This window comes from Dyadobacter sp. CY345, from assembly GCF_021502725.1.
Lineage (GTDB): Bacteria > Bacteroidota > Bacteroidia > Cytophagales > Spirosomataceae > Dyadobacter.
In genome coordinates this window covers 45284-63819 of record NZ_JAKFFS010000001.1, presented here as the reverse complement: position 1 = coordinate 63819, position 18536 = coordinate 45284, and the positions used below count along the sequence as shown (strand labels likewise).

Sequence of the window (18536 nt, the reverse complement as noted above, 5' to 3'; positions counted from 1 at the left end):
AATCTGATTCGACCAAAAACAAAGAAACTCCGCAAAACCAGATTTTGCGGAGTTTCTTTGTTTTCAAAAGTTATATTATTTGGTAGAAGCCAGTTGTTTTTTCTTATAATAATTTAAGAAATCGTCCAGCTGCTCCACGGGCATTTTACGGGCAATGATCTTTTTATTTTTATCTAAAACATAAATCGTCGGCGTCGTTACCACATCATATTTTTTGTTAAAATCAACTTGGTTAAGCGGATCAAAACCATTGATGAGCTCTTCCAGATGATATGTTTTTACAAATGATTTCCATTCGTCCTGGTTATGTTCGGTATCGATGGCTATGACTTTCACACCGTCTGCTTTATTTTTGTCATAAAAAGATTTCAATACCGGAGAAGCCTCCTTGCAATGTCCGCATGTAGCCGCGTAAAAAAACAAAACCGTATAACTCGCATCGATTGCCTGTAAATTGATCTTTTTTCCTGTTGCATCCGTGATCGGCAAAGGCGGGAAAGTTTTGTTTACCAATACATCTTTTAGCGTATTGACCTTATCGGAGATACGTTTTTTAGCATCGTCAGAAATTCCCATATCACCTGACAGATAATATTTATTCGCCATATGAACCCAGAGTGCCTCAGTTCCTACCGTCTTAGGATTTTCATATTGGTTAATTATGTAAAATACAACATACGATTTCACATCCTTATTCGCAGATGCTTTTGCCACCAGCCAGTCGGTATCTTTGATTAAAGAATCAGGCGTTTGTACAACCAGGTTTTTGATGTAGCGATCAATTTTTGCTTCCAGAAAGGGAGTACGTAAAATTCTATCATCCGCAAAATCGATCTCGTCCCAATAATGCTTTTTATAATAATTAAAAACCCAGAGGGAATCCGTTTTTCCATTTGCCAGTTTTGGCGCAGCAGGAACCTCCGGCTCGCTCGACATTTTGAACAATTTGATAGTAAAAGAATCGGAGTTTTCTTTAAAAAATTTATCCCGATACGCCTTAAAATTATCCTGTGCCGCTTTCATTTTTGCAGGTCCATAAGCGGAACTATTTTTATTCAGCGCCTCCATTTGCTGAACTCCTTTTTTCAACTCTCTCTGATACGCATAAAAAAGCTGATTATCTTTTGAGCCTTTAACAACCATGCTTTCAACCAAACTCGCGGTATCCGTTTCCATGGAAAAGCTTGTCTCTTTTCCTGAATAAACAATCTCGATCCACTTCTGATTTCCAGGAAAAAGCAAAAGATAAAGACCGCCAGGCAGGTTTGTTTTACCTTCAAAGACCATGTGGCCGTTGGCATCAGCCTTCGCGGTATCTTTCGCAACAAATTGCTTGTTGCTGTAACTATAATGGCCTAAAACAAAAGAGCTATCCTTAACACCTTTCAAAGTCGCCTCGATGCGGTATCCCTGACCAAAAGAGTATATGACTGAACTTATAATAAATAACAAAGTAAAAACTGCTGTGTGCGTTATTTTTTTCATTTGAAAATGAGGGATCATTATGAACTGTTTAATTATTAAGCTAAATCGTGACCTGAACACAAAATTAAAATCAAAACGCTTACTTCTACCAGCTTCGTACCCAAATGTTTTTTTTTCTATCCAAGACAATCGATTTCCTGTTGATGCCGCTAAGCATCAGTCTTATACTTTTACTTTATGCGCTTAGAACAAACAAACCTAAACATAAAAAAAATGCACTCATTCTTTCTTTTGTAATTCTGTTTTTAATATCCAATTCTTTTCTGATCAATAAGGCATTTGTCTGGTGGGAATATAAACCTGTCAAGGTAAACGCAGTAAGTAAAACCTATGACGTCGGTATTTTGCTCACCGGCGGATTGATAAACATTCCTGAGCTATCTTCTGATGCTGGCTTAGGACTTCATGCCGACCGGATTTTGCAAACTTACGAGTTATACAAAGCAGGAAAAATCAAAAAAATAATTATAACCGGAGCCAGCGGAAAACAATTTACTGATATCGGAAAAGGAGAAGCCCAGCAAACAGCAAAGTTTCTAGTGCAATGGGGAGTGGATCCGCAGGACATTATTTTGGAACAGGAAGCAAGAAACACGAGAGAAAACGCGTTGTTTACGGCTCAAATACTAAACCGGAAATTCCCAGGAAAAGATTATTTACTGATCACATCAGCTTTCCATATGCGCCGTTCTGTGGGGTGTTTTGAAAAAGCAGGCATTAAAACAGATCAATTCCCTGCCGATTTTTATGGCAACAGTTATGATACACAGATCAAGGAATATTTTATTCCAAGCCCGGAAGTACTCGGATATTCTCAGCTTTTGTTCAGAGAGCTGGTAGGCATCGTGATTTATAAAATCATGGGCTACTGTTAAAAGTCGCTCCTGACGCAAGCCAGGTAATCGTCATTTATTGTTACCATCATCAATGTATAACAACAAGTGACTATTCCTGACTACAAATATCCTTTTTTTTAAACGCTCAATATTTTAACCATTCTCAACAAATCGTCGCTGATTGGTTTCGGAAGACGGATGGTATCCTCGAACGGTGTATAGACAAGGTCATTGTTTATGATCCCCGCCATTACATTCTTCTGTCCGCCAATTAGTCCTTCCAAAGCTCCTAAACCTAAGCGGCTGGCCAAAATACGGTCATAAGCAGAAGGAGAACCTCCACGCTGGGTATGTCCCAAAGTTGTTACCCGGATATCCGCGTTTTCATCAACCTGAGATTTGATTTTTTCTGCAACTTCTACTGCACTTCCGGCTTCATCACCCTCCGCAACAACAATAATCGAAGAAGATTTTGAGCGACTCCATCCTTGTTTCAAAGTTTCAACAACTTCGGATAATGGCGTAAGAACTTCCGGCACCATAACTAGTTCTGCGCCACCGGCAATACCCGATTGTACCGCAATATAACCTGAATCACGACCCATTACTTCAATAAAAAAGATCCGGTCGTGTGAACTTGCAGTATCACGGATGCGGTCAATTGCGTCCAATGCCGTATTTACTGCGGTATCAAAACCAATTGTGTAATCTGTTCCGTATAAGTCGTTATCAATTGTTCCGGGCGCACCAACGGTAGGAATTCCATATTCGTTACCAAAAATCATTGCACCGGTAAACGTCCCGTTTCCTCCGATAGCAACTAAACCTTCAATACCATGTTCGTTGAGTTGATCGTAAGCTTTTTTACGTCCTTCCGGCGTCATGAATTCTTTACTCCGAGCAGATTTAAGTATTGTTCCGCCTCGTTGCACGATATTACTCACCGAGTGCGATTCCATTTTATAAACATCACCAGCAATCATTCCACTATATCCTCTGCGGATTCCGTACACTTCGATTCCATGGTACACAGCACCGCGCACAACAGCACGGATACAAGCGTTCATTCCGGGTGCATCTCCTCCTGAGGTAAAAACTCCAATTCTTTTCATTTATATATCGGGTTACTACTAATCAATCCTATTTCAGTTGTGATTTAACTTGAAGGCACAATTTCTGCAAATTTATCGGGTATTTTCTGAAATTTTACGTCCTATTTCGGATTTCTATCAAAAAAATACCAAAAACAGAATCAAATTTTACATCCCAAACATATATCAATACTTTTATATTTGCGCTTGTTAACAAAAAATTAACGTGCAAGGTTAAATGATCTTTGGGAGTATTGTGAAAGAAAAGTCACATTTGTACGTATTATTGATATTATAACATCACCATTTTTAATACCCTTTCGGTTTACTATTATCAAAATGAAAAATTTATTCTCCTGGCAACGAATCTGGCCGCATCTGGTTGCAGTCGTAGGTTTCATGTTTTTGTCACTGATGTACGCCTTTCCGGTTTTGGAAGGCAAAAAACTGAACCAACATGACGATGTACAAGCAAAAGCTGCTGCGCGTGAGGTAGTTACCTATCACGAAAAAACAGGTGAATGGTCAAACTGGACCAATAGCATGTTTGCCGGAATGCCAGCCTATATGATTGCCGGAGATTACCCAACAAGTATTTCGACAAAAATCGGGCAGGCGGTGAATAAAATTTTGCCTGCTCCTGCCAATTATTTTCTGATCGGCTGCGTAAGTGCCTATATCCTTTTTCTTGTCGCAGGTGCGGGAATCTGGCTCTCTGCATTGGGAGCGATTTCCTTTGGTTTCGCAGCCTGGAATCTGGTCAGCCTCGAAGCTGGCCACGTTTCCAAAATGCTGGCTATTTATTATGCGCCGGGTGTTTTGGCTGGCGTAATTTTAGCTTTCCGGAAAAACTGGCTTGCCGGAGCGGCAGTTACAGCCATTTTCCTGTCACTTGAACTGTATGCAAACCACGTCCAGATCACGTATTATTTAGGAATCGGAATTATAATTTTAGTAATTATTGAAAGTTTGCCTTTGATAAAAAGTGGTGAAATCAAAAAGCTTTCGTTTATCATCATCGGGCTGGCTTTCTCAGCTGCCGTTGCCGTCGGGACTCATACAACACGTTTGTGGAACGGATATGATTACAGCAACGAAACGATACGCGGAAAACCGGAACTGAGCGTTTCGAATGGTGTCAAAACGGATGAAAAACAAAGTGGTTTAGACAAGGAATATGCCTTTTCTTACAGTTATGGAATTGGAGAAACACTTACGTTGCTGATACCAAACGCTTACGGCGGTTCGAATCCTGGCGCACTTTCTATTACTTCTGAAACTTATAAAACACTTGTCAATCGTGGTATTGATGCAGCAAACGCAAGCAGCATTGTTCAGCAGCTACCTTTATATTGGGGAGATCAGCCTATTGTAAGCGGACCGGTTTATGCTGGATCTATCATCCTTTTCCTTTTTATTTTAGGTTTATTTATTGTTAGAAGCCAACTTAAAAATTGGGCAGCGGGTATAATTGTGCTTTATGTTTTCTGGGCTTGGGGAAAAAACTTTGCCTTATTTAATTACTTATTCTACGATTATTTCCCAATGTTCAATAAGTTCAGAGCTATCACGATGGTACTCGCACTTGTACAGCTTTTGATGGTCTTCATTGCTGTTCTGGCATTAAATACAATAGCTAAAAAACAGATTTCCTGGAAAGATCTACAACGTCCTTTCTTGATAAGTCTGGGTATAACGGGTGGATTGTCCTTAATTCTGGCTTTGATGCCTACAGTCTTTTTTAGCTTTCAGGGCTTAAATGATCAGGCAATTGCTGCCAATTATTCTCAGCAAACACAAGATCCGGCTTTTGGTCAGCAAATTTTAAATTCCATCGTTCAGGACCGTGCAGGCCTGATGCGTACCGATGCTTTCCGAAGTTTATTTTTTATTGTGGTAACAGCGGGTTTGATCTGGATGTGGATGAAAGACAAGATTAAAACTGCTCTGCTCTATCCGATCTTACTTTTATTAATGATTTTTGATATGTTCGGTATTGACAAAAGGTACCTGAACAACGCCGATTTTATCAGCAAAAGTGCCACGCAGGCAGCGCTTGCACCAAGTCCGGCAGATGAACAGATCATGGCTGACCCCGATCCTGATTATAAAGTTCTGGATGTTTCAAGAAGTACTTTTAACAGTGCGGATGCATCTTATTACCACAAGTCTCTGGGGGGATACCATGGAGCGAAACTGAGACGTTACCAGGAATTATTTGAGCACCAGATTGCAAAACAAAATGCGAATCCGGGAATCCTAAATATGCTTAACACTAAATATATTTTGAGTGTTGATCAGCAGGGACAACAAATAGCGCAGGCAAATCCTGACGCATTCGGGCATGCCTGGTTTGTCAGCGAATATAAAATTGTACCCAATGCAGACGCAGAAATGGCTGCACTTGATTCTTTAAAACCGAGAGAAACTGCCGTAATTGATCAGCGTTTTGCAGATAAATTAACAGGATTAAAACCGGCGCCAGATTCGACAGATAAGATCAGTCTGATCACTTACAAACCGAATGAATTGATTTATGAAAGCAATGCAAAAAATGAAGGTTTGGCAGTGTTTTCGGAAATTTATTACAACGTTCGTAACGAATGGAAAGTGACGATTGATGGCAAACCTGCTGACATGATCCGGGCGAATTATGTGCTTCGTGCGCTGCGTATTCCAGCCGGAAAGCATACCATCAAATTCCGTTTCGAGCCAGTTTCGATCGTCGTTGGAAGTAAAATTGATCTGGTAAGTTCGCTGCTTTTGATTGCTTTGGTGATCGGCGCAGTGGTTGTTGAAGTGAGGAAGAAGAGTTAAAAAATAGATTTATATAAACAAAAACGTCCGGCAAACCGAAATTTGCCGGACGTTTTTGTTTATAGCTCAGATCATAAGTTTATCTCCACATTCAATCCGGGAAGTAATTCCTCTCCACTTAATATAGCAGGGATATCTTTTGTTTCATTAACGCCATTCTCCCGATAGATATAAATTTTCTTTCCAATCTGATCGATAAGCCATCCCAGCTTGCTTCCATTGTCACGATATTCTTCCATTTTTTCTTTCAGATCAACTAAATTATCGCTCAGAGAGCGAACCTCAACAACCAGATCAGGACAAACAGGGGCAAATTTCTTGCGGTCGCTGGCACTTAACGCTTCATATCGGGACTTGACAATCCAGGAAACATCAGGAGATCTGACCGCACCGTTTGGCAATGTAAAACCGGTTGACGAATCAAAAACAAACCCGGTTTTGGTCAGACGATTCCATGACCAAATCTGTCCGTTAATATCTGAATTGTAAAATCCGGTATCAGATTCCGTCGGTGCCATGACTATAATATTTCCATCTTTATCGCGCTCCATCAAAAGCTGTTCATTCGCCTGACAAAGATCGAAGAACATATCCTCAGTAAGACCGGCCATCGGACGTATGATTAACGGTAATTCCATGCGATTACATGACTAGTGATTACGAAATGTAACAAATTTAGGGCAACGGATAATTTACTTTTTTTCGATACCACTCAAAATTCTCCCAATATCGTTTGCCTTTGACATAAAATCAAGACTAGTTGTTAAATCCTCACTGTCAATGGCTTCTTTGAATTTTTTCAAAAACTCGATGTAATCACCAAGTGCTTTTGAAACATTCCGCTTATTCTGATCAAAAATTGGTGCCCACATTTGCGGAGAACTTTTTGCCAAACGAACAGTCGAAGAAAATCCGGTACTAGCCATATCAAAAATTGCCTTTTCATCCCGTTCCTTTTCAAGCACGGTAAGCCCCAAAGCAAATGAGCTAATATGACTTAAATGCGAAACATAAGCTAAATGAAGGTCATGTTCAACAGGGGTCATGTAATGAATTTTCATCCCGATATCACGCAGGAATGTATCTGCCAATGTCAGACAGTCGGTATTACTTTTTTCCTTATCACAAATGATGACGTTTTTCCCTGGCAACAATTCTTTAAAAGCAGCACCCGGGCCTGAGTTTTCGGTACCAGCCATCGGATGAACTGCCACAAATTGCGCACGTTTTGGATGCTCATCGGCCACTTTACAAATTAATTCTTTTGTGGAACCGAAATCCATTAATGTTCTGCCTTCCGGAAGCTGATCAAGTATTTTTGGCAAAAGTGATGTGATCGCGTCAACCGGTGTCGCTAAAATATTTAATTCTGCCACCTGCAACGCTTCTTCCAGTGTCATAATCTCATCGACAATTCCTTTCGCGAGCGCGATTTTCTGGTTGACAATGGATTGGTCAACACCAACAAATTTCATATTCGGGTATTTTTCCCGAAGCGATAATGCGAATGAGCCGCCAAGCAGGCCAACTCCTATAATGCTGATTATCATGTATATTGAAAATTTTCCTGCAAGAAATTGTCTTGCAGGATATGAGATTTTAGTAGAATAAAATTAACTTTTAAGGCGCTCAACAGCTTCCCAGATTCTTTCTTTTGGCATACAAAGAGAGAGTCGAATATAACGTTGTCCTTTGGGACCAAAAATAAATCCAGGCGCAATGAAAACATGTTTTTCAGTCAACAGGTTATTTACCAGCATTTCAGCTGACTCCACTGAATCCGGTAATTTTCCCCACAAAAACATACCTTCCTGTTTTTTATCCCAGGTACAACCAACCGCGTTTAAAAATGCCTCAGATGCTTCTAAACGGCCTTGATATACAGCATTTCTATCGTTATGCCATTGCTGAGAGTTTCCAAGCGCCGCAACCGCCGCCTCTTGCAAAGCCCAAAACATTCCGGAATCAACGTTACTTTTTATTGTCAGAACGGCATCAATATAGGGCTTCACGCCAGCCAGCCAGCCTAAACGCCAGCCTGCCATATTATGCGATTTACTCATCGAATTTAGCTCAATCGCAACGTCTTTTGCACCTTCAATTGACAATAAACTGATGGGATCCTTTTTGTTCAGAACCAGGCTGTAAGGATTGTCATGGCAAAGCAGAATCTTATGCTTTGTCGCAAAGGCTACTGCTGCCTGAAATAATTCTATGGTTGCAGGAGCTCCCGTTGGCATATGCGGATAATTCAGCCACAATATTTTTGTCCTTGGTGTTACCAATTCTTCCATTACTTCCCAGTCGGGTTGCCAACCGAATTCCTCACGCAACGGATATTCCTTAACAAATGCTCCAACCATTTGACTGACAGCACGGTAAGCGGGATAACCTAATTCTGGAACAAGCACTTCATCTCCCGGATCTAAAAAAGTAAGGGAGATATGTGTGATCCCTTCTTTCGATCCGATTAACGGAAGAACTTCTGTGCCAGGATTTAGCGTTACATGATAGGTTCTTTGATAATATTCTGCAATTGCATTCCGAAAAGAAACAGTCCCGACATAAGGTTGATAACCATGTGCCTGAGGCTTTAAAGCCGCCTCTGAAAGTGCTGTTAGCGTTTGCTCAGAAGGCATCATGTCCGGATTTCCAATTCCAAGATTGATCACGTCGTGTCCTTCGGCTACTAAGTTTCTTACTTCGGCCAGCTTCACTGAAAAGTAATACTCCGACGTTTGCCGGGTACGCTGGGCAGTTTCTATTATCATTGTTTAATGCATTAATTATTATTTTCGGCTATGCCGATCAAAATGGGACGCAATTTACGATAATTAAACGCAACGAACGCAATTGACATAAAACGATCCAAAACTTTCCACGCCCGAAGCCAAAGGGTGATGCCCTATGCTAAGATATGGCGCCCATTCAGGGCTAGATGGTTAATGCGTTTGGATTTTTTGTGTGTATCCGGTCTAATACGTTAAATTAGCAAAATGAACATGAAAAGTATTTTTCTTCCAATTCTGATTCTTCTGAGTGGCTGCACAAAACCATCAGAAAAAATTATCGTTGCCACAGCTGCCAACGTGCAGTATGTGATGAAAGAATTAAAGGCCGAATTCGAGAAAGAATCCGGCAAGGAAATTGAAGTTGTTGTCAGTTCATCTGGAAAATTAACTGCACAAATCCGGGAAGGTGCTCCATTTGACGTGTTCGTTTCAGCAGATACAAAATATCCCGAAGAAATTTTTAAAAACGGCGGTTCTGATATCGAACCTAAAATCTATGCTTATGGAACGTTAGCCTTATGGTCTCTTACGATTCCTGAAAATGAATTAAATCTAAATGTTTTAAATTCTGATAAGGTTAAAAAAATAGCTTTACCAAATCCGAAGGTCGCACCTTATGGAGAAGCAGCAATTCAGGCTTTGACAAAACAAGGTTTATTGGAGCCAATAAAAAGCAAAATCGTTTATGGCGAGAGTATTGCGCAGGCAGCTCAGTATATCACGACTGGAAATGTAGAGGCCGGATTCACCGCCTTATCGGTAATACTGGCGCCAGAAATGAAAGGAAAAGGACATTACACCGTTATCGACTCAACATTGTATAATCCTATTGCGCAGGCTGCGTTGCTGCTTCGCCACAGTGAAAATTCGCCAAAAAGAGAAACAAGCCAAAAATTTTACGACTTCCTGTTTTCACCAAAAGCAAAAGCGATTTTCAAAAAATACGGATACAAATAGCCAAACCCGAACCCTACGACACATTCCATCATTCACTCATTCTATCATTCAAAATTAAAATGGATTGGCAACCACTTTGGCTCACATTCAGGCTGGCAATCATCACGTCGATTATCCTATTTATCGTTGCGCTGCCACTTGCCTATTGGCTGGCTTTCGCAAAGTTTAAATGGCGCGGTTTAGTAGAGGCCATTATTGGCATGCCACTAGTGCTTCCCCCATCTGTTCTGGGATTTTATTTGTTACTCGCATTTAGCCCGTCTTACTGGTTTGGTGCCTGGATTGAAAATATTTTTGGCTTACGGCTCGTATTTTCTTTTCCCGGCTTAGTCATCGGCTCGATCATTTACAGCTTACCTTTTATGGTTTATCCATTGCGGGCCGGTTTGCAATCCCTTCCGGCATCCCTCCGCGAAGCTTCCTATACTTTGGGAAAAAGTCGTTTTGAAACGTTTTACAAAATACTTTTGCCCAATTGTAAATCTGCAATTCTGACTGCTATTGTCTTAACATTTGCACATACTGTCGGCGAATTTGGCGTTGTTCTGATGATCGGAGGAAATATTCCTGGCGTTACCAAAGTCGCGTCCGTGGCTATCTACAATGAAGTGGAAGCGCTGAATTATTCCGGTGCAAACCAATATGCGCTGATACTTTTTGCGATCACTTTTATTATCTTAGTTTTGGTATATACTATCAACAATCGCTTATTAAGTGTCCGACAAACTTCTTGATATTTCCATCAGACATTCTTTACAAACAGCCAGCGGAATACTTCCGATGGATATTGTTTTTTCTGCACAGAAGGGAAGTATCACTGCGGTTACAGGGCCTTCCGGTGCAGGAAAGACTACTCTCTTGCGGCAGATCGCGGGACTAGTCCATCCGGACCACGGCAATATCCAGTTTGGAGAAAATCTTTGGCTGAACACATCCGCTAAATTTTCCCTCGCACCTCAAAATCGGAGTTTGGGTTTTGTCTTTCAGGATTATGCATTGTTTCCACATCTTACCGTAAAAGAGAATCTCCTGTTTGCGCTTGATAAAAGTGCTGATAAAAAAATTGTGGATGACTTGCTAAATGCAGTTGAGCTTATTCAACTCTCTGAGCGAAAACCGCATCAGCTTTCCGGCGGACAACAGCAACGTGTTGCCCTGGCACGCGCATTGGTAAGGAAACCTGATTTACTGTTACTGGATGAACCGCTTGCTGCGCTGGATCATAACATGCGGCGACGTTTGCAGGAATATTTGTTGAAACTACAAGAGCTACACGGTTTTACAATGATTATCGTAACCCATGACTTCGGCGAGATTTTTCGAATGGCTCAACAGGTTATCGTTATTGAAAATGGACAGATTATCACTCAGGGAACGCCGTCAGAGGTATATTTACCAAAACAGAAAACGGATGAACAATTGGTTTTGTTTGGAGAAGTCTTAACCTGTATTGTTTTTGATGATCACTTACTCGTAACTGCGCTGATCCAGCAAACAGTCCGCACTTTAAAATTACCATTGCTGTGGCTTCCGGATATGTCACCCGGACGCGCTTTTGCCCTGCGTTATTCACTCGATACTCCTGAAATCGAATTGATAAAATAACCATAGTTTTTCCAATAAAACCACCCTGGCATTTTTAAGGGTAATTTTTATATCTCCATGTCTTTCTTTTAAAAACTAATCTTTTCAATCACATGCGAATTATTTTTCGACTATTACAAATTGCACTTGTCGCATTTCCATTGCTTGCCATGAAGCAGGACAAACCATTACGGGTTATATTTTTTGGTGATTCTATTACGCAGGCTGGTGTGGGACCAAAAGGTTATATCACGATGATGACCGAAATGCTTAAAACCAATAACCAAAGTGGGCAGTTTGAATTGATGGGCGCAGGCATAGGAGGAAATAAAGTGTATGATCTGTATTTGCGTCTGGAAGATGATGTGCTTTCTAAAAAACCGGATGTCGTTTTTATTTATGTTGGTATAAATGATGTGTGGCACAAAAGTTCAATGGGAACAGGAACTGATCCCGACAAATATGTGAAGTTTTATGAAGCACTTATCAAAAAAATGAAAGCACAAAATATCCGTGTGATCCTTTGTACACCGACTGTAATTGGCGAAAGAAACGACAATTCAAATATGCAGGATGGCGATCTGAATTATTATTCAAAACTGATAAGAGATATCGCGACCAAAAATAATCTTCAGCTTTGCGATCTGAGAAAGTATTTCCAGGAATATGAATTGAAAAACAATCCTGAAAACAAAGAAAAAGAAATTCTGACAACGGATCGCGTCCATTTAAATGAAACCGGAAACAAATTCCTGGCTGAGAAAATGATGGAAGCGTTGTTGAAAAAATAGGTTACGATTTTTTTATTTACAAAAGCAAAAAGTCAGGTTTTCGAAACCTGACTTTTTGCTTTTGTAAATACATATTCTAGTCCCAAAGCCTAGCAGGATAATCTCCTGATTCGTGCAAAGCAGATAGGGATGCCTGAACTTTCGGTTTATCTTCCGGGTAAGTAACCCCAAACCAGTCAGACGAGCTGCGGAAAACCCGGCAATCGCCCAGACCGTTTTCAATGATATAGGACATCACCGTTGGAATATAAAATTCTGCTTTTGGCGTGTTCGAATTAACGCGGGCATATTCTTCAAACAACTCTTTTGTGATCGGAAACATAGATGGTTTAAAACCCCAGAAATTCATTGAAACCGGTGTTTCAGGCGCTAATTCTGTTTTTTCACCGTCTTCTTCAAAATAAATAGTTCCGTTTTCCTCAAAAATCTTGGTACGTTCTACGACGGAAGCCAGGTTCTGATCTTCTCTTTCAATACAAACCCCTCTTGAAACAGTTCCGTTTTCTGACAAGGTTCTTTTAATTTCATAACCAATCATCGCATGCTGCTTGTCATTGGTATCCGTGCTTAAAAACTTTGACATTGTTTCGAATGCGCCCAACCCATAAAAATCGTCAGCATTGATCACAGCGAAAGGAGTATCGGTTTGTTCCCAGGCACATAGTGTTGCATGGCCCGTTCCCCAGGGTTTCACGCGCTCAACCGTTCCAAGGTCTTCCGGCACGTAAGACTGCACGCCTTGTATCGCAAAATCATAGTCAATTTTTCCCTTTAATTTTGGAGCAAACAAAGCTTCCGACTCATCCTTGATTTCCTTCCGGACTATAAATACCACCTTGCCAAAACCACTTCGAATTGCATCATATAAAGAATAATCAATAATGGTTTCACCATTGGGACCGAATTGGTCAAGTTGCTTAATACCTCCATAACGACTTCCTATTCCGGCAGCCAAGATTAAAAGAGTTGGTTTCATTTACTAGGTTGAAAAGTGAAAGTGAAAGTGAAAAATTGAAAACGACCTGCCATTTATTTGGAATAACTATTATGCCACTTCCAACAAGAATCGAAACATACGGATATCTGACAAACGTTTCCTTGCACAAAAAAACAATAAAATAAGGAAAATATACTGCTTCCGGCATTTTAGCTACAAATAAAAAAAGCGCTGTGATAAGTCACAACGCTTTTACTATTATCCACAAAATCTAAAATTTATACGGCAAAACTTTCGCCACAGCCACAAGTACGCGTGGCGTTTGGATTCACAAATTGAAATCCTTTTCCATTCAGGCCATCAGAAAAATCTAATGTAGTGCCTGCCAGGTAAAGAATGCTTTTTTTATCTACAATAATTTTAACGCCTTTATCTTCAAAAACCATGTCGTTAGGGTTGGTATCAGAATTAAATTCAAGATTATAGGTCAAACCTGAACATCCTCCTCCTAAAACACCAACACGGATCTGATAATCATCCTCGTGTCCGTCAGCCTTACGTAATTCTATGATTTTATTCTTCGCAGTATCACTTACAGTAACCATGATCTTTTTATTTAATTCTTATGGACTATGTAACGTATAAAATAACGCAGAAAGTTCAGGAAAAGATAAGTTTGAATGCTGCCATTTCGCCAATTATTTGTGAACTAGCAGTCTATCGCTTATCCATAATCAACGGACCTAACTGATTTATCAGCGAAACATGCGTACTTGATTCAATCCCGGCTTCAGCGAATGTCATTTTCATAACCTCCCCTACTTTTTTTGCATTCTCGATTCCACGGCTCAATGCAAACATGGATGGGCCTGAACCTGAAATGCTGCACCCCAAAGCACCATTCTCCAGAGCGGCCTGTTTTACTTTATCGAAATCAGGAATAAGTATAGAACGAACCGGTTCGATGATCACGTCAACCATTGAGCGGCTGATCAGATCGTAATCTTCCTTCATAAGTCCGGCAACTAAACCAGCTACATTCCCCATCTGAGAAATAGTATTTTTAAGCGAAACCTCATCCCGAAGGATATACCTGGCATCTTTGGTATTGATCTCAATATCCGGATGCACCAAGGTGCAGTACAAATCTTTTGGAACCGGAATTGAAAAAACATCCAGCGGATTATAACTCCTTATAATTACAAAACCACCCAAAAGCGCAGGCCCAACATTATCTGCATGAGCAGAACCCGAGGCAATACGCTCTCCTTCCATCGCGAAAGGAAGAAGTTCCGTTCTTGTCAAAGGACAATCCAGAAGCTCATTCATAGCCACAACACCTGCAACGGCACTGGCAGCACTTGACCCCATACCACTGCCCAGCGGCATGTTTTTATGTAACGTTACCTCGCAGCCAAAATCTTTTATACCAAGATGTTTCAGCAAATGAATCATCACGCCGGTTACTGCATTTTTTTCAGGATTTCGAGGTAATCTTCCTTCGTCACCAAAAATATCTTTTATAATAATTCCGGGTTCATCGCGACGCTGAATTTCAACCACATCGCCTGGCTCTTCAATTGCAAAACCGAAAATGTCAAATCCACAAGAAACGTTGGCAACTGTGGCCGGGGCAAATGCTTTTATATAATTCACTTTAAAAAATTATTTTCCTTTAAATATTGGATAGTTGCTTCAAAAAAATATCTGGCATCTTCCACGGATTCTTCCGCATCTTCAAATAAAACTTCATCGTAATCATAATCTCCGAACTGTCGCTTCTCAAAAGTCCTTTTGAGTGCCAGACCTAAATCACGCGGGAGTTTTTGACTTAAGATAAAATGCTTATGAAAAGCATTATGTGCTCCCGAATGAGATTTTGCCGCAAAATTTATTGCAAACAGCAGGGCTTGAATACTATGAAACATCGCATAATATGACCTATTCAACGCCGCATCATAACTTTTCTCAGCTAGCAACAACATCGAATCATCCAAACAATCAGAAGCCTTTGATATGATATTGACAATCGAATGCTCACTCATAGCACAATTCCGTCAGTACGAACATTGTGGTATAATGGCGACCATTCCTCTGTAAACCTGGACTTAGAAACTGGAATAGCAGATACCGAAACCAAATATTGAAGCGATAATTCAAAAGTTACAGTAGACAAATTACTTATCTCTTTAAAAGTCCGGATTTCATCATCGTTCAAAATAACCAGATAATCCACATCTGAATCAACCCTTTCTTCTCCTCTGGCATAAGATCCGTATAAGATTACCTTATCCAATCTTTTGCCGTATAACTTTTCAACATGAGTTTTAAAATCCTCAGTTAATCTGGCTACCGATTCTGGAATCATTCTGTTGCTCATGCTGTTGCTCATGATTGAAATGGCTGTTTAGAAATCTCCACCAATTTAAAACCTTCTACCCCAAATAACTACTAATGCTCATGATATCCGCAAAGACTCCCGAGGCAGTAACTTCCGCACCAGCGCCCGGGCCTTTAATTACCAACGGGCGATCCTTATATCTTTCTGTTGTAAAAGAAATGATATTGTCACTTCCTGACAAGGTATAAAAAGGATGCTGTTGATTTACAGTTCTGAGCTCTACAACCGCTTTTCCATTTTCCAAAGTTGCAATAAACCGGAGCACTTCTCCATTTGATTCTGCATTGGCCTGAAGTGTAGCGAAATAATCATTCGAGATAATCAATTCATCAAAAAATGACTCCACTGTCGGTGCCTGTAAGCAATTTTCAGGTAAAAGCTGAGTAACTTTTACATCTTCTGATTCCAGCGGAACACCTACCTCACGTGCTAGAATTAATATTTTTCGCGCCACATCCGCACCGCTCAAATCATCGCGCGGGTCTGGCTCGGTAAAACCTTTCGCTTTTGCCTCCTTAACAACATCCACAAACCGAATTCCCGGCCCGAACGAATTAAAAATATAGGATAATGTTCCGGAGAGAATTGCTTCTATTTTCAGAAATTTATCCCCACTCGACATAAGGCCTTGTATGGTGTTGATAATTGGCAAACCAGCTCCAACATTGGTTTCATATAAAAACTTCACGCCTCTCTTCAATGCAGTTCTCTGCAATGAAATATACTCGGCATAGGTTCCGGAATTTGCTACTTTGTTAGGCGTAACAACCGATATACTTGCATCCAGCAACATGTTGTAATATTGCACTATATCTTTATCAGAAGTACAATCCACAAAAACACTGTTTGGCAGGTTGAGCTCAATCATACGCTGAACAAAAGCTGGCAAACTTGTTTTTACACCTTCACCTTCTATTCTTTCTTTCCATTGTTCCGACCCTATTCCATCCGGATCGAGCAGCATTTTTTTCGTATTGGAAAGTCCGGCAATGTTCAGATTCAGGAATTTTTCCTCGCGCAAATATTTCGTCTGATTTTTTATTTGCTCCAAAAGCGTTTTCCCAATAAGTCCGACACCAACCACAAATAAATTTAGGGAACGGGTTTCGGAATGGAAGAAAACGCCGTGAATGGCATTCAGCGCCTTCGATAAGTCACTTTTTGAAATGACAACAGAAATATTAAGCTCGGAACTGCCTTGGGCCGTAGCTACAACATTGATACCATTTTTACCTAAAACAGAAAAAAGCTTACCGGACACACCCGTACTTTTTTTCATGCCTTCTCCAACGATGGCAATGATGGAAAGGTTTTTTTCTATCGTAATGCTATCAATATATCCGTGATCAATTTCCGAAGCAAATTCCTGATTAAGCACTTCGTTTGCTTTAAGGGAATCTTTCGGATCTATTGAGAAACAGATAGAATGTTCCGAAGATGCCTGGGAAATTAGAATAACACTGATTGCATTATTGGATAAAGCCGTGAAAAGCCGACCGGAAATACCGGCAACACCGATCATCCCACTTCCCTGAATATTGACCAGCGCAATTTCATCTATGGACGAAATCCCGGTAATCGGAAACTCTTTTTTATTAGCAACTTTTTGAACAAACGTCCCTTCAAAGCCTATATTAAAAGTGTTGAGAACTTTCAACGTTATATTTTTTGCAAATGCTGGCTGCAAACTTGGCGGATAAATCACCTTCGCTCCGAAATGCGAAAGCTCCATCGCTTCCGAATAAGAAATAGACGGAATTGTAAAGGCATTGGTAACCTTGCGCGGATCGGCCGTCATCATACCATCAACGTCTGTCCAGATTTCTATGGAATTTGCATCCAAAGCTGCTGCGATAATCGAAGCGGTGTAATCAGAGCCTCCGCGGCCAAGAGTAGTTGTGATACCTTCTTTTGTTGAAGAAATAAATCCGGTTACACATTGCAAGGCATTAACCTTTGCAAAATATTCAAGAATCAGCTGGTTGGTAATTTCAAAGTTGACATCGCCCATACCGTATGTATCATTGGTACGGATTATTTGGCGGGCATCACAAAACTCCGCGGCAACACCTCTGCTCTTCAAAACTTCCGTGATAACAAGTGTGGAAAGCCGTTCTCCGAAGCTCATGATCAGATCCATGGTGCGGGTCGACAACTCGCGAATCCAGGAAACTCCTTTAAGAATATCACCCAATTCATTAAAAAGTCCACGCACAGCAGCAAACGTACTGCTCTGATTTTTGACATTGATTAGTCCGCGCACGATCACAAAATGACGTTCCTCAACGACTTTCAGAAATTCCGTATACTCGCTGTTTCCGGATGCTGCCATTTTCCCGATTTCAATGAGGCGGTTTGTAACACCTCCCATTGCAGAAAAAACGACGGCGATCTTTTCGCCAGTTGCCAGATTATTTTCAAGAATACCGATTACCTGCTTGATACTATCGACCGAACCGACCGATGTGCCACCAAATTTAAGAACCTTCATTTAAAGCTATTACGAATTAATCAAATTGATATGTGCACTAAGCCGACACCTGCGGACGCCGGGTTGCAAATATAGTAATTCAAATGCCTTGAAGGTTGATTTTAAGAATGAAAAGCAGTTTGAGGATATAATTTTCAAGATTCTAAAATAGTCTACATGAGCAAAGTTCAAAACTAAAACGAATTAGCAATGCAAATGATAAATCTTCTAAACATCATATGAATTATTTATTGCCAGCCTTCTGATGAGCTCTAAATATCTGTATTCACTCCACTAATTACAATTGGTAAAATACAATTATAAACACACAAGCTATAAAACTTATACAATTCCAAGATTTATTAAAATTTAATT

Annotated in this window: 17 protein-coding genes; 6 read left to right on the top strand and 11 right to left on the bottom strand. The window is 40.4% G+C overall.

Features of this window, described 5'->3' with window-relative positions; all coding sequences use genetic code 11:
* Positions 1-75: 75 nt before the first annotated feature.
* Positions 76-1485, bottom strand: coding sequence for a TlpA family protein disulfide reductase (locus tag L0657_RS00280; protein ID WP_235148322.1), 1410 nt, complete (start codon positions 1483-1485; stop codon positions 76-78).
* A gap of 104 nt (positions 1486-1589) precedes the next feature.
* On the opposite strand from L0657_RS00280, the gene L0657_RS00275 reads away from it, so the two are divergent.
* The gene (locus tag L0657_RS00275) at positions 1590-2360 is read left to right on the top strand and encodes a YdcF family protein (RefSeq protein WP_235148321.1); all 771 of its coding nucleotides are present in this window, start codon (positions 1590-1592) and stop codon (positions 2358-2360) included.
* Between the two features lie 98 nt (positions 2361-2458).
* Here the strand turns inward: L0657_RS00275 and pfkA are convergent, their stop codons facing one another.
* Complete coding sequence (gene pfkA, locus L0657_RS00270; protein WP_090342129.1) at positions 2459-3433, bottom strand: 6-phosphofructokinase; 975 nt, start codon at positions 3431-3433, stop codon at positions 2459-2461.
* Positions 3434-3751: 318 nt separating this feature from the next.
* On the opposite strand from pfkA, the gene L0657_RS00265 reads away from it, so the two are divergent.
* Positions 3752-6229, top strand: coding sequence for a YfhO family protein (locus L0657_RS00265; protein WP_235148320.1), 2478 nt, complete (start codon positions 3752-3754; stop codon positions 6227-6229).
* Positions 6230-6300: 71 nt separating this feature from the next.
* On the opposite strand, the gene L0657_RS00260 is transcribed toward L0657_RS00265, so the two are convergent.
* From L0657_RS00260 to L0657_RS00250, 3 genes are all read right to left on the bottom strand, one after another.
* The gene (locus L0657_RS00260; protein WP_235148319.1) at positions 6301-6867 is read right to left on the bottom strand and encodes a Uma2 family endonuclease; all 567 of its coding nucleotides are present in this window, start codon (positions 6865-6867) and stop codon (positions 6301-6303) included.
* A 54-nt stretch (positions 6868-6921) separates the two neighbouring features.
* Positions 6922-7779 (bottom strand): prephenate dehydrogenase, encoded by an 858-nt coding sequence (locus tag L0657_RS00255; RefSeq protein ID WP_235148318.1) that lies wholly within the window; start codon positions 7777-7779, stop codon positions 6922-6924.
* A gap of 63 nt (positions 7780-7842) precedes the next feature.
* Entirely contained in the window at positions 7843-9000 is a 1158-nt protein-coding gene (locus L0657_RS00250) for a pyridoxal phosphate-dependent aminotransferase (RefSeq protein WP_235148317.1), read from the bottom strand.
* Between the two features lie 231 nt (positions 9001-9231).
* Between L0657_RS00250 and modA the strand changes: the two genes are divergently transcribed.
* The 4 genes from modA to L0657_RS00230 all read left to right on the top strand — a co-directional run bounded on the left by modA (position 9232) and on the right by L0657_RS00230 (position 12353).
* Positions 9232-9978 carry a molybdate ABC transporter substrate-binding protein gene (gene modA / locus L0657_RS00245; protein ID WP_235148316.1) on the top strand — a complete coding sequence of 249 codons (747 nt, stop codon included), beginning with the start codon at positions 9232-9234 and terminating at the stop codon, positions 9976-9978.
* A 59-nt stretch (positions 9979-10037) separates the two neighbouring features.
* Positions 10038-10712, top strand: coding sequence for a molybdate ABC transporter permease subunit (gene modB, locus L0657_RS00240; RefSeq protein ID WP_235148315.1), 675 nt, complete (start codon positions 10038-10040; stop codon positions 10710-10712).
* Positions 10693-11583, top strand: a complete 891-nt coding sequence (locus tag L0657_RS00235) for an ABC transporter ATP-binding protein (RefSeq protein WP_235148314.1) — start codon at positions 10693-10695, stop codon at positions 11581-11583. The genes modB and L0657_RS00235 overlap by 20 nt, the downstream gene beginning before the upstream one ends.
* Positions 11584-11675: 92 nt before the next feature.
* Positions 11676-12353, top strand: a complete 678-nt coding sequence (locus L0657_RS00230) for an SGNH/GDSL hydrolase family protein (protein ID WP_235148313.1) — start codon at positions 11676-11678, stop codon at positions 12351-12353.
* Between the two features lie 76 nt (positions 12354-12429).
* On the opposite strand, the gene L0657_RS00225 is transcribed toward L0657_RS00230, so the two are convergent.
* From L0657_RS00225 to thrA, 6 genes are all read right to left on the bottom strand, one after another.
* On the bottom strand, positions 12430-13329 hold the full coding sequence (locus L0657_RS00225; RefSeq protein ID WP_235148312.1) for a sugar phosphate nucleotidyltransferase: 900 nt from the start codon (positions 13327-13329) through the stop codon (positions 12430-12432).
* A 239-nt stretch (positions 13330-13568) separates the two neighbouring features.
* The gene (locus tag L0657_RS00220; protein WP_090342161.1) at positions 13569-13895 is read right to left on the bottom strand and encodes an iron-sulfur cluster assembly accessory protein; all 327 of its coding nucleotides are present in this window, start codon (positions 13893-13895) and stop codon (positions 13569-13571) included.
* Between the two features lie 112 nt (positions 13896-14007).
* Complete coding sequence (locus L0657_RS00215; protein WP_235148311.1) at positions 14008-14946, bottom strand: homoserine kinase; 939 nt, start codon at positions 14944-14946, stop codon at positions 14008-14010.
* Positions 14943-15335 carry a HEPN domain-containing protein gene (locus L0657_RS00210; protein ID WP_235148310.1) on the bottom strand — a complete coding sequence of 131 codons (393 nt, stop codon included), beginning with the start codon at positions 15333-15335 and terminating at the stop codon, positions 14943-14945. Before L0657_RS00210 ends, L0657_RS00215 begins: the two co-directional genes overlap by 4 nt.
* Entirely contained in the window at positions 15332-15682 is a 351-nt protein-coding gene (locus tag L0657_RS00205) for a nucleotidyltransferase domain-containing protein (protein ID WP_235148309.1), read from the bottom strand. Before L0657_RS00205 ends, L0657_RS00210 begins: the two co-directional genes overlap by 4 nt.
* A gap of 43 nt (positions 15683-15725) precedes the next feature.
* Complete coding sequence (thrA, locus tag L0657_RS00200; protein ID WP_235148308.1) at positions 15726-18182, bottom strand: bifunctional aspartate kinase/homoserine dehydrogenase I; 2457 nt, start codon at positions 18180-18182, stop codon at positions 15726-15728.
* Positions 18183-18536: the final 354 nt, after the last annotated feature.

Coding starts and splice junctions, on each gene's coding strand:
- modB (WP_235148315.1), top strand. CDS start 10,038: ATGGATTGGCAACCACTTTGGCTCACATTCAGGCTGGCAATCATCACG.
- pfkA (WP_090342129.1), bottom strand. CDS start 3,433: ATGAAAAGAATTGGAGTTTTTACCTCAGGAGGAGATGCACCCGGAATG.
- thrA (WP_235148308.1), bottom strand. CDS start 18,182: ATGAAGGTTCTTAAATTTGGTGGCACATCGGTCGGTTCGGTCGATAGT.
- L0657_RS00255 (WP_235148318.1), bottom strand. CDS start 7,779: ATGATAATCAGCATTATAGGAGTTGGCCTGCTTGGCGGCTCATTCGCA.
- L0657_RS00250 (WP_235148317.1), bottom strand. CDS start 9,000: ATGATAATAGAAACTGCCCAGCGTACCCGGCAAACGTCGGAGTATTAC.
- L0657_RS00220 (WP_090342161.1), bottom strand. CDS start 13,895: ATGGTTACTGTAAGTGATACTGCGAAGAATAAAATCATAGAATTACGT.
- L0657_RS00210 (WP_235148310.1), bottom strand. CDS start 15,335: ATGAGTGAGCATTCGATTGTCAATATCATATCAAAGGCTTCTGATTGT.
- L0657_RS00260 (WP_235148319.1), bottom strand. CDS start 6,867: ATGGAATTACCGTTAATCATACGTCCGATGGCCGGTCTTACTGAGGAT.
- L0657_RS00205 (WP_235148309.1), bottom strand. CDS start 15,682: ATGAGCAACAGCATGAGCAACAGAATGATTCCAGAATCGGTAGCCAGA.
- L0657_RS00275 (WP_235148321.1), top strand. CDS start 1,590: ATGTTTTTTTTTCTATCCAAGACAATCGATTTCCTGTTGATGCCGCTA.
- L0657_RS00265 (WP_235148320.1), top strand. CDS start 3,752: ATGAAAAATTTATTCTCCTGGCAACGAATCTGGCCGCATCTGGTTGCA.
- L0657_RS00230 (WP_235148313.1), top strand. CDS start 11,676: ATGCGAATTATTTTTCGACTATTACAAATTGCACTTGTCGCATTTCCA.
- L0657_RS00280 (WP_235148322.1), bottom strand. CDS start 1,485: ATGAAAAAAATAACGCACACAGCAGTTTTTACTTTGTTATTTATTATA.
- modA (WP_235148316.1), top strand. CDS start 9,232: ATGAAAAGTATTTTTCTTCCAATTCTGATTCTTCTGAGTGGCTGCACA.
- L0657_RS00225 (WP_235148312.1), bottom strand. CDS start 13,329: ATGAAACCAACTCTTTTAATCTTGGCTGCCGGAATAGGAAGTCGTTAT.